Origin of the sequence: Promicromonospora sp. AC04 (genome assembly GCF_003058225.1) — a bacterium.
Taxonomy (GTDB): Bacteria; Actinomycetota; Actinomycetes; order Actinomycetales; family Cellulomonadaceae; genus Promicromonospora.
The window spans coordinates 196,022-210,167 of sequence record NZ_QBUG01000006.1 but is presented as its reverse complement, the minus strand read 5'-3'; the positions used below and the strand labels follow the sequence as shown (position 1 = coordinate 210,167).

Below are 14,146 nucleotides of genomic sequence, written 5' to 3'. Positions count from 1 at the left end.
TTGCGGGCCAAGTGACGGATTGGCAAGGACTGACCGAGCCGGTCTGAATTCTGACCCAGCTCGGTCAGGCGCGCAGAAGTTCACCCGCGCTGTGCGCCGGTGGTCGTGGCCCTACGCCGGAACGCGCCGCTAGCCTCCCTGCGTGACCGAGCAGCATGGACCGACGTGGTGAGGATCGACCTCAGTGCTGTCAGAAGGACCAGCACCGACAACCTCCTGTTCACGATCTGCGCAGCCCTCATCTTTTCGGCCTTTCCTGGCTACGTCACATTCGAGTACATCCAGGACCGGCTGATCCTCGCGGACCGCGGGGTGCGGGTCAACGCATGGGTAGTCGACTACAACTGGGTGCGCCGGGGCCCCGACACGGTAGTCGTCAGACCTGACGATCCGCCGTACTTCGAGGCAACTCTCAGCCGCGGCCCAGACGGCATCAAGTTCAATGATCGGCTCGACGTTGTCTTCGATCCTCGCGCCCCAGGACGGATCGTCGCCGTCGACGAGCCGCTGATCGACGGCTACGTCCTCCTCTTCGCGGGCCTCGACCTACTCGCCCTCTTGGCGTTGCTTGGTGGACTCGTTGCGGTTCGCGAGCTCCTTCGGCGGGTGTGGGCGCGGCGGCACGGGGGCCTCGCGCAGACACGCGGCGATCCTCCTGTCGGGCCCCGTCCTCGTCTCCTTGCAGCGTGGGAGACTCCCCAGATCGTCCTCCTGCTGGTCATCGCACCCGTTCTCAGCGCCGCGATACTCGGCCCGCTTGCTGCGAGCTCCGTCAATGACGCGGCAGCACTTCGAACATCTGGCGTCGTCGTGCAGGCAGTCGTCGTGAAGAGCACCTGGGACGGCGCTGGAGAGCTCGACGTTCGGTTCCCGACTATGGACGGCACGAAGCACAGCGCGTACGTCACGGTGGGGGACGGCGTGTACTACGAGGGTGACTCCGTCGAGGTCATTTACGAACCGGCCGCACCGGGCAACGCCCAGCTGGCGGGAGAAGACGGTTGGGAGTCGGAGCCATGGATCTTCGCCGGCACGTTCATCGCGTTCTCAGCGACAGCGGCTGCGACTGTCCCGGTCGCCGTCGTCGCGCTCATCCGTCGGGCCCGGGGAGGGCGGTGACGGGAGGCAGGGTCGACCCTAGTGTGGGTGCCAGGACTCCTGAAGAACGTTCACGTCTGCCCAACCGAGTTCAGTCAGGCCGAATAGTTCAGACAGCCCGCATACCCGGGCCACAACCGAACCCAGTTCACGCTTCCTAGCACCTACCGAAGAAGCACCATGCGACCCGCCGAGACGTTCACAATCTCCCGAGCCAGACAGGACCAGCACAGGGGAGGCGCTACCCCTTCCGGCGCAGCAACATCAGGTGCATCGCGTCCGTGCCGTGCACGTGCGGCCAGAGCTGCACGTCGTCGCGGTCCGACAGCGGGATCTCGTCCGCCGCGCCAGCGCGCACCACTGAACGAACTACGGCCGGCGTGTCCAGGCGCTCGACGTCGGTGCGCTTCTTCAGCACGTCGGAGACCACGAGCTGCGTCTCGGCGAGGTGCGGGGAGCACGTCACGTAGGCCACCACTCCCCCGGGCCGGACGGCGTCCAGCGCGGACTTCAGAAGCTCGCGCTGCAGCCCGGTGAGGGCCGCGAGGTCCGACGGCGTCCGCCGCCACCGGCTCTCGGGCCGACGGCGCAGCGCGCCCAGTCCGGTGCACGGCGCGTCGACGAGCACGCGGTCGTAAGCCCCGGGCTCGTCGGCGCCGACGTCGCGTCCGTCGCCGGTCCGCACCTCCTCGACCACGCCGTCGGGCAGCGCCGCCAGGGCGCCCTTGACCAGGCGGGCGCGGTGCGGCGCCACCTCGTTGGCGACCAGCGTCGCTCCGCGCTGCGCGGCCAGCGCGCCCAGCAGGGCCGCCTTGCCGCCCGGACCTGCGCACAGGTCGAGCCAGCGCCGGTCACTGCCCTCCAGGGGCACGCCGGCGAGGGCGAGCGTGACGAGCTGCGAGCCCTCGTCCTGCACGCCCGCGAGGCCCTCCCGGATCGCCGGGATCCCTGACGGGTCCGAACCCTCCAGGCGCAGCGCAGTGGGCGCCCAGCGGCCGGCGACCAGGTCGACGTCGCCCCAGGCCCCCTCGTCGGACGCCTCGACCAGGCCGGGCCGGGCCACCAGGGTGACGCGCGGCGCGACGTTGTCCGCGGCCAGCAGGTCGCCGATCTCGTCCACGCTGCGCCCGTTGCCGACCAGCGCCTCGCGCAGGGCGCGGGCGATCCACAGCGGGTGCGACTCGGTGGCCGCGAGGCCGGTCAGGGCGTCCGGCGCCTCCTTCTCGAGGATGGACAGCCACTCGTCGAGCGGCCGCTCCGACACCCGGCGCAGCACCGCGTTCACCATCTGCGCAGGCCCGGCGCCCACGCGGTTGCGCGCGAGCCCGACCGTCTCGGAGACCGCCGCGTGCACGGGCACGCGCATGCCGAGGACCTGGTGGGCACCGAGGCGCAGGACGTCCAGCAGCGCCGGGTCCAGCCCCGGCAGCGGGCGGTCGACGCAGGACGAGAGGATGGCGTCGTACCGGCCGCGCAGGCGCAGCGTGCCGTAGGTGAGCTCGGTCGCGAAGCCGGCGTCGCGACCGCGGATGTGCCGCTCGCGCAGCAGCGGCGGCAGCACGAGGTTCGCGTACGCGTCCGACTCGTCGACCTCGCGCAGCACGTCGAACGCTGCCATCCGGGCCGGGTCGGTGCGCTTGCGCCGCTCTGACGGCGCCTGCGACGTGCGGGACCGGTCGCCCCGGGAACGGGACGCGGAGCGCTGGCGGCCCGAGGTGTTGCGCCGGTCGTCGTCGAAGCCCCGGCTGCCGCCGTCACGCGAGCCGTCGTTGCGCGAACCACCGTCGCGCGAACCACCGTCCGCCGAGCCGCCGCTGCCGCGGTCGCCCTCGTGCCCGCTCATGCCGACACCTCGGCGGCGCTCGTCGTGGACCCGTCCAGCACGAGGCCGGCCTCCACGAGCGATCGGCCCGCGCCGCGGGCCCAGTCCGGCGCGGCCATCGCCTTCTTCCCGACGGGCCGCACCTCGCCCAGCGCGACGGCGTGCGTCGCCGTGCCGACCAGGACCTCGTGCTTGAGCGCGCGCACCTCGCCGGCCGTCAGGTCCGTGACCTCGGGACGCGGCGCGACGGGCCCGAGGCCCAGCCGGGAACCGTCCGGCAGCGTCGTCCACGCGCCGGGCGCGGGCGTGCAGCCGCGCACCAGCCGGTCGACCGCGAGCGCCGGGTCCGTCCAGGCCACGCGGGCGTCGTCGGTGGTGAGCTTCGCGGCGACGGAGACGCCGTCGGCGGGCTGGGGTTGTGGCTGGAGGGTGCCGTCCTCGAGGGCGTCGAGGGTGGCGACGAGGAGCTCGGCGCCGGAGACCGCGAGGCGGCCGAGGAGGTCGCCGGAGGTGTCGGTGGGCCGGATGGTCTCCGTGGCGGTGCCGAGCACGGGGCCGGTGTCCATACCCTCGTCGAGCAGGAAGGTGGTCGCTCCGGTGACCTCGTCGCCGGCGATCACGGCGCGCTGCACGGGCGCCGCGCCGCGCCAGGCGGGCAGCACGGAGAAGTGCAGGTTGATCCAGCCGAGGCGGGGCACGGCGAGCACGGCGGGCCGCAGGATGTGGCCGTAGGCGACGACGGGGGCGGCGTCGATCTCCAGGTCGCTCAGCATCGCGACGAACTCGTCGCCGCGCGGGACGTCCGTGATGACGCGGATCCCGGCCTCCTCGGCGCGGGCGCGCACGGGGCTCGGCGTGAGCTTGCGGCCGCGGCCCGACGGCGCGTCCGCGCGCGTCAGGACTGCCACGACCTCGTGACGCGAGCCGAGTAGAGCCTCCAGCGAGGCGACGGCGGGTTCGGGGGTTCCTGCGAAGAGAAGACGCACCTGGTCAGTTTAGGTGTCGGTCCAGGTGCGCGTCCGTCAGGCAGCGACTGTCAGGCGGCGACCACGAGGTCGCGGGTCAGGGCGGAGATCTCCAGGACGGTCTGGTTCGAGTAGTTGCTCAGTGCCACGAGGACCCAGTCGGTGTCGGGGTAGAAGTCGACCACGGTGGAGATGCCGGCCGCGTTTCCGCCGCCATGGCCGAACGTCCACTGGCCCTGGACGAGGGCGCCGGTGGGGCCGTAGCACTGGTAGACGGTCTGTGGGGGTGTGCCGGTCTGCGGGGGCAGGGGCTGGCCGGGGGGTGGCGTCTGCCGGGGCGTCGGCACCTTTCCGCTCAGGACGAGCTGGGTGTGGGCGGGCTGGAGGAACCTCTGCTGGTAGAGGTAGCGGGCGAAGCGGCTGAGGTCGTCGCAGGTGGCGAACGCGTCCCCGGCGGGGGTGCCGATGTGGCCGAACTCTTCCAGGGCGTCGACCCACCCGCCCTGTGCGTCGCGGTGGTAGGGGTGCGCGATGCGGCGGTCGGCTCGCCACTGCGGCTTGGTGACGAAGTCGGCGCGGGTCATGCCGGCCGCGGTGAACACGTTCCGGCGCACGTAGTCGTAGTACGACGTGCCGCTCACCCTGGCCACGATCTCACCCAGGAGGTGAAAGCCTGAATTGCTGTAGGTGTAGCCGGCGCCCGCGGGGAAGGCCTGCTGCGATCCTCGAATGAGGTCTGTGATCCCGGTCATGACCTGTTCCGGGCTGGTCCAGGTTGCCGCCGCCTCCTGGTAGCCGGGCATTTGGTGATAGTCGCCGAGGCCCGAGGTGTGGGTGAGCAGATGGTGCACCGTCGCCCCGGCGATGTCGTCCGGGAAGCCGTCCAGGTAGGTGCCGAGCGGCTCCCGGTAGCTGAGCGTTCCGAGCTGAGCCTGCTGCGCGACGGCGACGGCGGTGGCCAGCTTGGTCACCGACGCGAGGGCGAACGCGGTGTCCTGCGTGTTCGAGATGGCCCGTTGTTTGTCGGCGAGGCCGTGCGAGCGGGCCAGCACGGTGCGGCCGCGGTGGGTCAGCAGGAGCGATCCGGAGAACTCGTCGTGGGCTGCCTTGTCTGCGACGAGCTGGTCCAGCTCGCCTCCGGGGCGCAGGCCTCTCGGTATGCGGGTGCCCTGGGGCTCTTGCTCGACGGCGTCTGCCGAGGCCGGTGCGAGGGCGGCCGCCGAGGCCGTTCCGAACAGGCCGAGTGCTGCACGCCGGGACAGGTGAGGTGCCATGAGGTTCTCCTATGTCGAGCGCGGTGATCGGGGCACCGCGGTGATCGGGGCAAGGTCTATCGGTTCCGGGTTATGGGTGGCCGCTCGCGGTGCCATACCCAATCCATAGGTCCGTGCGGCGATACTCGGGCCATGCGGGTGTTGCTGGTGGAGGACGAGCGGCCGCTGGCCGGGTACATCACGGCCGGGCTGCGCAAGCATGGGTTCGCCGTCGATCTGGCGCAGGACGGGCAGAGCGCACTGGACAGGTGCGCCCACACGCCCTACGACGTGGTGGTGCTGGACCGGGATCTACCGGTCGTGCACGGCGACACGGTGTGCCGGCAGCTCGCCGAACGGGGCGGATCGCGCATCCTGATGCTGACCGCGTCCGGCACCGTCGAGGACCGGGTGGACGGGCTCACCCTCGGCGCCGACGACTACCTCGGCAAGCCGTTCGCATTCTCCGAGCTGGTGGCCCGGGTGCACGCGCTCGCCCGGCGCAGCGCGCCGGCTCGTCCGCCCGTGCTGCGGGTGGCCGACGTCACCCTTGATCCCGCGCGACGCACCGCGGAGCGCGCGGGACGGCTGCTCGCGCTGGCGCCCAAGGAGTTCGGTGTGCTGGAGCACCTGCTTGCCGCGGCAGGTGACGTGGTCAGTGCGGAGACCCTGCTGGACAAGGTGTGGGACGAGCACGCGGACCCGTTCACCAATGCGGTCCGGATCACGGTCGGCACCCTGCGCCGCAAGCTCGGTGAACCGGCGCTGGTCGAGACCGTCACCGGCGCCGGCTACCGCATCCGGTCATGATTCGACCATGTCTGACTCGACCATGCCCTCACGGTCCCCACGGTCGTTGCGCCTGACCGCGCGCAACAGGCTCACCCTGCTCTACGTCGCACTCGTCCTGGCGGCCGGCGTGGCGCTGACCGCCCTGACCTACCTGCTCATGCGGGAGAGCCTGGCGCACCGCGAGGTCGTCCTGTGGACGGCCCGGCCGGACGGCACCGGGTCTCTCCCTCCGCAGCCACCCAGTCCTTCCGCGCTGTCACAACGGGTGCGCGACGAGACCCTTGCGGCGCTGCTGACGCAGGCGGGGATCGCGCTGGCGGTGGTCACCGTCCTGGCAGGCGTACTCGGCTGGCTGCTGGCAGGCCGGGTGCTGCGGCCGATCCGCGCGATCTCGGCCACCGCCCAGCGACTCTCCGCGGAGAACCTGTCCGACCGCGTGCCGGTGCACCCCCCGCAGGACGAGCTGGCCGCGCTGGCCGAGACGGTCAACGGGATGCTGGACCGGGTCCAGCACGGCATCGCGGAGCGCGACCGCGCGCTGGACAGCCAGAAGCTGTTCGCCGCGAACGCCGCGCACGAGCTGCGCACCCCGCTGACCACCATACGCACCGCGATCGACGTGACCCTGGACGGCGAACCCACCCGGGCAGAGCTGCTGACGATGGCCGAGGACGTCCGTGCGGCGGCAGAGGCCAGCGGGCGCACCCTGGACGGGCTCCTCGTGCTGGCTCGGAGCCAGGCCGGGACAGCGAACCCGCGTCCCGTCGACCTCGCCGAGGTCGCCCGCGCGGTGCTGGCCGACGTCGGCGACCAGCTGTCCGCCACGGGCCTCACGCTCCACCAGGACCTGTCCGCCGCACACGTGACCGGCGAACCCGTGCTGCTGGAGCGGATGACCGCCAACCTCGTCGGCAACGCCCTTCGCTACAACTACCCCGGCGGTCACGTCACCGTGTCGACCGGCACCTCGGCCGGCACCGCGGCCCTGCGAGTGCTCAACTCGGGCCTGGGTGTCCCTCCGGGCCAGGTCGACCGCCTGCTGGAGCCCTTTGTCCGTGGCGAGGGCAGCCGCACCTCCTCCGACGGCGGCGCTGGGCTCGGCCTGTCCATCGTGCAGGCGGTAGTGCTCGCCCACGATGGAGTGATCACCTCGACCGCCAACCGGGGCGGCGGGCTGGACGTCACGGTCCGGCTCCCGCCGTCATGACGGCCCGAGGACCACGCCAGAGCCGGCTCTCAGGTCAGTCTCGGTTCGGCAGCCCCGCGACGTGTCGTCGTGCGGCGCGCAAGCACCGTGGCCCTCGGCACAGAGACGAAGTAGCAGCCCCTACCCGGTCGGAGGACCACGATGCGCCGAACAATGCTCGTCCCTCCGGTCGCCGCTCTGCTCTCCGCTGTGCTGCTCCCGGCGGCTCTGCTGGCGGGGTGCGCCGCCGATGCGGGTGGCACCGGCACCGGGGGTACCGGAGCCAGTGACGCCGGCTTCGCCGAGGTGCTCGCCATACCCGCGCCGACGGCCGACTACGCCTGGTACCCGGAGACCGTCACCGATGCACTGCCGTCGGTCCGGTACGTCGACGGGGCCGGCGAGGCGCACGCGTCCGAGCTGACCACGACGGGGCGGTTCATGAGCTGGGAACCTGGCGAACCGGACCATCCGAGCCTCGAGATGATCGACCTGACGTTCGAGGTCGACGTGGTCATCGACTCGCTCGGCGACCTGACGATGCTCGAGGGCAGCACGGTGACGGTGCACATCGGCATCGACGGTTCTGCGGACCCGGACCGGGTGGCCGAGGAGCTGCTCGCGCTGGACGACGTCGTGCTGTTCCTGAACCACGTGGGTCCCGAGCCCTGGCCGCCGCCGGAGTGGGAGATCGTGTTTGACAACGCCTTCCTGGGCGACGTGCACGACGACGGCACGGTCACCTGGCCCGTCGCGGACGCGATTGCGGCGAACAACCCGGCCGACGCCCACCCGGAGGCCGACGTGACCACGCTCGACGACCTCAGGGCAGCGACGGAGGAACGTACGATCGACGTCTCCGGTGGTTGATGCGGTCCGGGGGCTTCTGCTCGGCGGCACTACTCGGTGGGCACTACTCCGCGACGTCCCTGCTCCGCGACCGGGAGCCCCAGCGCGCGCAGCTCCTTGCGCAGCGCGGGCGTGTGCGTGAACACCACGCCGTGGAACCCGACGCCGCGTGCCGCGTCGACGTTGACGGTCTTGTCGTCGATGAAGACCGCGCGTGCCGGGTCGACTCCGAACCGCTCGACGACCAGCTCGAACATCCGCCGGTCGGGCTTGGCCATGCCCTCGCGGCCGGACACTATGACGTCGTCCATCAGCCCGATCGCCGGCGCGGCGGGCTCGGCGCTGTGGAAGGTCTCGGCCTGCCAGTTCGTCAGCCCGTACAGCCGCAGCCCCAAGCCCTTCAGCTCGCTCACGAGCTCCGCCGAACCCTCGATCGGCCCCGTCAGGGACAGCTCGTAGTGCTCCACGTACCGGCGCAGGTCGTCGACGAGCTCCGGGTGCGTCCGGGCCACGCGTTCGAGCAGCACCGCGTATGACGTCCCGGCGTCGGCGGCGTGGTTGATCGTGTCGAAGTCCACGGCCTCGAAGAACGCCGCGACCTCGGCGCGCGGCCGGTCCGCGTACGGCCCGAAGGGATCCCAGCCGACCAGCACGTTGCCGAAGTCGTACACGACGGTATCGATCGCGGGGCTGCTCGCAGGGCTCGTCGCAGTGTCGATCGCGGGGCTTGCCGCGGTGTTGATCGCACGGCTCGTCGCAGGGTCGATCTCGGGGCTTGCCGCGGTGTTGATCGCAGGGTTGGTCGGGCCGGTCGCCGGGTCGGCTGAGCTCACAGCATCTCCTTCGGGTCGAGCTGCACACGGACGGTGCCGCCCTCGCGGCGCGCGGAGCGGACGGCAAGGCTTGCCTTGAGCCTACGGGCGAGCTCGTCACCCTGGGCAAGCGGTACGCGCAGCACGGTCCGCACGGGCAGGTCCAGCGCCTGGACCCCGCCGGTCCCTCCGGCACCTCCGGTGCCTCCGCCCCGACGGCCGCCCGACGCCGCCCCCGCGCCCCGGCCGCCCGGTCCCCGCCCGGAGGCGTCCGGGTCGACCTCGACCGGCCCCAGCACGCCCGAGCCCGTCCCCGGGTCCTCGCGCAGCCCGACCCGTCCGACGACGGCGTCCGCGGCGGTCCGGTCCCCGGTCACCGCGGCGACACGCACGGCGGGCGGCAGGTGCAGCTCCGCCCGCTCGTCGAGCTCGCGCTCCGCGAAGCCCGCCGGGTCCCAGCGCACCAGGGCCTGGGTCGGCCCGGGGGCGCCGTCGCCCACGAGCAGCACCTGCCCCTGCGGCCCGGGCCGGACCAGCGACGCGGCCGCCAGCCAGCGATGCAGCGCCTCCGTGCCGGCGGCCAGGCCGGTGCCGCCCGTCATCACTGCGGCGTCGAGCAGGAGCGCGATGGCGTACCCGGCCTCCGCGACGGGCTCCGCCCCCGGCGTCGCGACGACCAGCGCGGGCGTCGCCGGGACGGCGTCGAGCACCCCGCCCGGGGCCGACGCCGACGACAGCCGCACCGGTACCCCCGTGAACGCGCGGCCCAGCTCCTCGGCGGTGCGCGCCGACCCGACCCGGACCGAGCGCAGCCCCGTCCAGCCGCACTCCGCGCACCGCCAGCCGCCGGCCAGCCGACCGCACCACGTGCACTGCGGAGCGCCCTCGGCGTGCGGCAGCCCCAGCGGGCCGTGGCAGTGCCCGCAGCGGGCCGCAACCCGGCACCGGGAGCACGCCACGACCGGCAGGTACCCGGACCGCGGCACCTGCACCAGCACCGGCCCCCGCTCCAGCGCCTCGCGCGCGGCACGCCAGGCAGCGGACGGCAGGCGGGCCGCGGCGGCGGCGCCGTCCCGCGCCAGCTCGACCGACGTCAGCGCACGCACCCGCGGCGCCCGTGCCCGCACCACGTCCCGGGGCGCAGCCAGCTCGCGCGCCCAGCCCGACGCGAGCAGTGCCTGCGCCTGCACCGTCCGCCCCGGCGAGCCCAGCAGGAACGCCGCGTCCTCCCGCTCCGCGCGCAGCGCCAGCACGTCGCGGGCGTGCGGGTACGGGGCATGCGGTTCGGCCAGCGTCTCCTCGCCGTCGCCCCACAGGACCACGAGCCCGAGGTCCGCGACCGGCGCGAACATCGCGGCCCGCGTCCCGACCACGACGCGCGCGGAGCCCCGCAGCACCCGCAGGAAGGCACGGTAGCGGGGCGCGGGCCCGTCGTCCGCGAGGAGCCGCACGACATCGTCCGGCCCGAGCCCCGCGCCCTCCAGGGCCGCGGTCACCCGCGCCGCGTCCCGCGCATCCGGCACGACGACGAGCGCCCCCCGCCCGCCCGCAGTACACGACTGCACGGCCTGCGCGACGGCGGCGGCCCAGTGCGGCGTGACCGCACCCTTGCCATCGGGGCTGTTGCCATCGGCGTGGCCGGCATCGGCGTGGCCGGTGTTGCCGCCCACCCCCGGCAGCGCCGACCACACGGCCCGCGGCGCCTCACCCGCCAGAATCCGGCGCAGGTACGCCTCTCCCCCGCGATACGGGGCCCAGGCGGAGGACTCGGGCGCGGGAAGCTCGCTGCTCCGGACCTCGACCAACGGGGGCGGCTCCTTCTCGACGCGTGCGTGCCGCGGAGGCAGGGCCAGGCGCAGGACGTCGGCGAGCGTGCCGGCGTACCGGTCGGCGACGGCCCGGCACAGCTCCAGCACCTGCGGCGTCAGCACCTGCTCGTCCGACACCACCCGGCGCAGCGGCACGAGCCGGCCGTCGTGGTCCGAGGTCTCCTGGCGAGCGACCACGTACCCGGCAACGTCCTGCCGCCCGAACCGGGCCTTGATCCGGACACCGGGCTGGGCGTCGTCGGCCATGGTGGCCGGGACCAGGTAGTCGTACGGCTGGTCGAGGTGCGCGGGCTGCAGGTCGAGCGCGACGCGCGCAACGGGAAGGGTCTCGGTGATCGGGATCCCGTTGGTCTCGGCCTTGTCGAGCGGGTTGCCCGGCCGAGCCTTGCCACGGCCGCGCGAGGGCGCGCCGCCCACCTCGTCCAGTCCGAGCAGCACGCCGTCCGGCAGCGTGTCCTGCTCTGTTTCCCCGTTCACGCCCCTATCCCATCACGCGTCACTGACAACGGGAGGCACGTACTCAGGTCGGCAGTTTGCACAGCGGAGTCGTGACTTTGCCTCGAGGTCGGCACAGGCCTGAGCCGATCTCAAGGCAAAGTGCCGACGTCACAGGAAGGTGCCGATCTGGGGGCGCCCAGGACACTCCAGCACGCGAGCGGGCGGCTCAAAGCCTCAGAACAGGCTCAGCAGGTCCTCTACCCGGTCCAGGCGCTCCCACGTGAAGTTCGGCAGGTCGCGCCCGAAGTGCCCGTACGTCGACGTGGCCCGGTAGATGGGCCGCAGCAGGTCGAGGTCGCGCACGATGGCGGCCGGGCGCAGGTCGAACACCTCGCGGATGGCTCCGATGATCTTCTCGACGGGCACGGTCTCGGTGCCGAACGTCTCGACGTAGAGACCAACGGGGTGCGCCTTGCCGATCGCGTAGGCGACCTGCGCCTCGCAGCGCCGCGCGAGCCCCGCCGCCACCACGTTCTTGGCCACCCAGCGCATCGCGTACGCCGCGGACCGGTCCACCTTCGACGGGTCCTTGCCCGAGAACGCCCCGCCGCCGTGCCGGGCCATGCCGCCGTACGTGTCGACGATGATCTTGCGGCCCGTCAGTCCGGCGTCGCCCTGCGGCCCGCCGATGACGAACTTGCCGGTCGGGTTCACGAACTGCTTCGCGCCCGACCAGTCGAGGCCCGCGGCCTCCAGCACGGGGGCGATCACGATCTCGGAGACCGCGACGTGCAGCTTCTGCTGCTCGACGTCGGCGTCGTGCTGCGTGGAGAGCACCACGGTGTCGACGGCGACGGGGCGGTCGTCGTCGTACCCGATGGTGACCTGGGTCTTGCCGTCGGGGCGCAGGCCCAGCAGCTCGCCCGACTTGCGCACCGCGGCCAGCCGCTCCGCCAGGCGGTGCGCCAGCCACCCGGCCATCGGCATGTAGGCGGCCGTCTCGTCCGACGCATAGCCGAACATGAGGCCCTGGTCGCCGGCACCCTGGGCGTCCAGGGGGTCGAGGTCGCTCGTGTCGTCCCGCATCTCGAGGGCCTTGTCGACACCCTGCGCGATGTCGGGCGACTGCTGCCCGATCGACACGGACACACCGCACGAGTCGCCGTCGAACCCGATGGCCGAGGACGTGTAGCCGATCCCGCGCACCACGTCCCGCACGATCTGCGGGATCTCGACGTACGCCTCGGTGGTGACCTCACCCGCGACGTGCACCAGGCCGGTGGTGACCATGGTCTCCACGGCCACCCGCGACGCCGGGTCCTGCTCCAGCAGGGCATCGAGGATCGCGTCGCTGATCTGATCGCACACCTTGTCCGGATGACCCTCGGTCACGGACTCGGACGTGAACAGACGCAGCTCGCTCATGGCCCCCAGCCTACGGTCTCGCACAGCGAACAGTCGATCCTGAAAGGTGAGACGGCAGTCACGACAAGAGCTTCACGACGGCGTCCCACAGTGCGTCCGCCACCTCGCGCTTGGAACCGGAGGCCTGACCGACGACGTCGCCGGCCCCGTCCAGGAGCGTCACCTCGTTGCTGTCGGTGCCGAAACCCCGCCCGGACCCGACGGCGTTCACCGCTATCAGGTCCGCACCCTTGCGACGCGCCTTGGCCCGGCCGTGCTCCAGCACGCTGCCGGACGCGTCACCCGTCTCGGCCGCGAAGCCCACCACCACCTGGCCGGGGCGCAGCCGCTCGTGCGCGAGCTCCGCCAGGATGTCCGGGTTCTCGACCAGCTCGATCGGCGCGGGGCCCTGCCCCGGCACCTTCTTGATCTTGGCGTCGGGCGTGACGGCCGGGCGGAAGTCCGCGACGGCGGCGGCCATCACCACGACGTCCGCGTCCGCGCCGGCGGCCCGGACCGCCTCACGCAGCTCAGCGGTGGACTCCACCCGCACGACGGCGCAGGCCCGCGGCCCCGAGACGACCTGGTCGGTCACGTCCTGGGCGAGGTTCGCGGCCACCAGCGTCACGTCCGCGCCCCGCGCGGCGGCGGCCTGCGCCAGGGCGACGCCCTGCCGGCCGCTGGACCGGTTGCCGATGAACCGCACCGGGTCGATGGCCTCCCGCGTACCACCCGCGGAGACGACGACGCGGCGGCCGGCCAGGTCTCCCGGCTCGGCCTCGGGTTGGGCAGCCCCGACCAGCGACAGCGCCTCTCGCGCGATGTCCTCCGGGTCGGGGAGCCGCCCGGGACCCGTGTCGGTGCCGGTCAGGCGGCCCGAGGCGGGCTCGATCACGTGCACGCCCCGCTCGCGCAGGGTGGCCACGTTCGCCCGCGTCGCGGGGTGGTCCCACATCTCGGTGTGCATCGCCGGGGCGAGCACCACCGGGCAGCGGGCGGCCAGCAGCGTTGTGGTCAGCAGGTCGTCGGCGAGGCCCGCGGCCGCGCGCGCCAGGAAGTCGGCCGTGGCCGGGGCGACGATCACGAGGTCCGCGCCCTGGCCCAGCGCGACGTGCTGCACGCCGGGCACGTCGTCGAACACCTCGGTGCTGACGGGCTCGCCCGACAACGCCTCGAAGGTCGGCGCGCCAACGAACTCCAGCGCCGCCCGGGTGGGGATCACGCGCACGGCATGCCCCTGCTCGCGCAGCAGGCGCAGCAGGAGCACCGCCTTGTACGCGGCGATCCCACCGGTGACGCCGAGGAGGATCCTCATCGGTGTTCGCCTCTGCCGTATCGCCTGCGAGCCCCGGTCAGGCCGGGAACTCGGGCAGCGACTGCTCGGCCTTGGCGGCCGCGGCGGCGTCGGCCTGCGCCTGGACCTCTGCCGGGTCGACCTCCTCGATCGTGAGGAGACCCTGCGTGATCTCGCGCATCGCGATGGAGAGCGGCTTCTCCTGGTTGCGGGTCTCGACGAGCGGGCCCACGTTCTCCAGGAGGCCCTCGTTGAGCTGCGAGTAGTACGCGTTGATCTGACGGGCCCGCATGGACGCGTACAGCACGAGGCCGTACTTCGAGTCGATGCGCTCGAGCAGCTCGTCGATCGGCGGGTCGGTGATGCCCTCGGGGGCGGCGACGGTTCCGGCCATGGTGAAGCTC

The 14,146-nt window shown here is 72.8% G+C and carries 12 protein-coding genes; 4 read left to right on the top strand and 8 right to left on the bottom strand.

Going from position 1 to position 14,146, the window contains the following annotated elements; all coding sequences use genetic code 11:
• The first annotated feature begins 165 nt into the window (after window positions 1-165).
• On the top strand, window positions 166-1,119 hold the full coding sequence (locus C8K30_RS17265) for a DUF3592 domain-containing protein (RefSeq protein WP_108494138.1): 954 nt from the start codon (window positions 166-168) through the stop codon (window positions 1,117-1,119).
• A 220-nt stretch (window positions 1,120-1,339) separates the two neighbouring features.
• On the opposite strand, the gene C8K30_RS17260 is transcribed toward C8K30_RS17265, so the two are convergent.
• From C8K30_RS17260 to C8K30_RS17250, 3 genes are read right to left on the bottom strand one after another with little or no spacing between them, the layout of a single operon-like run.
• Entirely contained in the window at window positions 1,340-2,941 is a 1,602-nt protein-coding gene (locus C8K30_RS17260; RefSeq protein ID WP_199230547.1) for an RsmB/NOP family class I SAM-dependent RNA methyltransferase, read from the bottom strand.
• On the bottom strand, window positions 2,938-3,906 hold the full coding sequence (gene fmt / locus C8K30_RS17255) for a methionyl-tRNA formyltransferase (RefSeq protein WP_108494137.1): 969 nt from the start codon (window positions 3,904-3,906) through the stop codon (window positions 2,938-2,940). Before fmt ends, C8K30_RS17260 begins: the two co-directional genes overlap by 4 nt.
• A 50-nt stretch (window positions 3,907-3,956) precedes the next feature.
• Window positions 3,957-5,159: a serine hydrolase gene (locus C8K30_RS17250; RefSeq protein ID WP_108494136.1), complete on the bottom strand. Its 1,203-nt coding sequence runs from the start codon at window positions 5,157-5,159 to the stop codon at window positions 3,957-3,959.
• Between the two features lie 132 nt (window positions 5,160-5,291).
• On the opposite strand from C8K30_RS17250, the gene C8K30_RS17245 reads away from it, so the two are divergent.
• From C8K30_RS17245 to C8K30_RS17235, 3 genes are all read left to right on the top strand, one after another.
• Complete coding sequence (locus C8K30_RS17245; protein WP_108494135.1) at window positions 5,292-5,948, top strand: response regulator transcription factor; 657 nt, start codon at window positions 5,292-5,294, stop codon at window positions 5,946-5,948.
• 7 nt (window positions 5,949-5,955) lie between these two features.
• On the top strand, window positions 5,956-7,137 hold the full coding sequence (locus C8K30_RS17240; protein WP_199230546.1) for a cell wall metabolism sensor histidine kinase WalK: 1,182 nt from the start codon (window positions 5,956-5,958) through the stop codon (window positions 7,135-7,137).
• A gap of 153 nt (window positions 7,138-7,290) precedes the next feature.
• The gene (locus C8K30_RS17235) at window positions 7,291-7,986 is read left to right on the top strand and encodes a hypothetical protein (RefSeq protein ID WP_108494134.1); all 696 of its coding nucleotides are present in this window, start codon (window positions 7,291-7,293) and stop codon (window positions 7,984-7,986) included.
• A gap of 29 nt (window positions 7,987-8,015) precedes the next feature.
• On the opposite strand, the gene C8K30_RS17230 is transcribed toward C8K30_RS17235, so the two are convergent.
• The 5 genes from C8K30_RS17230 to rpoZ form a co-directional block, all read right to left on the bottom strand.
• Window positions 8,016-8,798, bottom strand: coding sequence for an HAD family hydrolase (locus tag C8K30_RS17230; RefSeq protein WP_369940303.1), 783 nt, complete (start codon window positions 8,796-8,798; stop codon window positions 8,016-8,018).
• Window positions 8,795-11,083: a primosomal protein N' gene (locus tag C8K30_RS17225; RefSeq protein ID WP_108494133.1), complete on the bottom strand. Its 2,289-nt coding sequence runs from the start codon at window positions 11,081-11,083 to the stop codon at window positions 8,795-8,797. The genes C8K30_RS17230 and C8K30_RS17225 overlap by 4 nt, the downstream gene beginning before the upstream one ends.
• A 195-nt stretch (window positions 11,084-11,278) precedes the next feature.
• Complete coding sequence (gene metK, locus C8K30_RS17220; protein WP_108494132.1) at window positions 11,279-12,469, bottom strand: methionine adenosyltransferase; 1,191 nt, start codon at window positions 12,467-12,469, stop codon at window positions 11,279-11,281.
• A 58-nt stretch (window positions 12,470-12,527) separates the two neighbouring features.
• Window positions 12,528-13,763, bottom strand: coding sequence for a bifunctional phosphopantothenoylcysteine decarboxylase/phosphopantothenate--cysteine ligase CoaBC (coaBC, locus tag C8K30_RS17215; RefSeq protein ID WP_108494131.1), 1,236 nt, complete (start codon window positions 13,761-13,763; stop codon window positions 12,528-12,530).
• Window positions 13,764-13,800: 37 nt separating this feature from the next.
• Window positions 13,801-14,136, bottom strand: a complete 336-nt coding sequence (gene rpoZ, locus C8K30_RS17210; protein WP_020015401.1) for a DNA-directed RNA polymerase subunit omega — start codon at window positions 14,134-14,136, stop codon at window positions 13,801-13,803.
• Window positions 14,137-14,146: the final 10 nt, after the last annotated feature.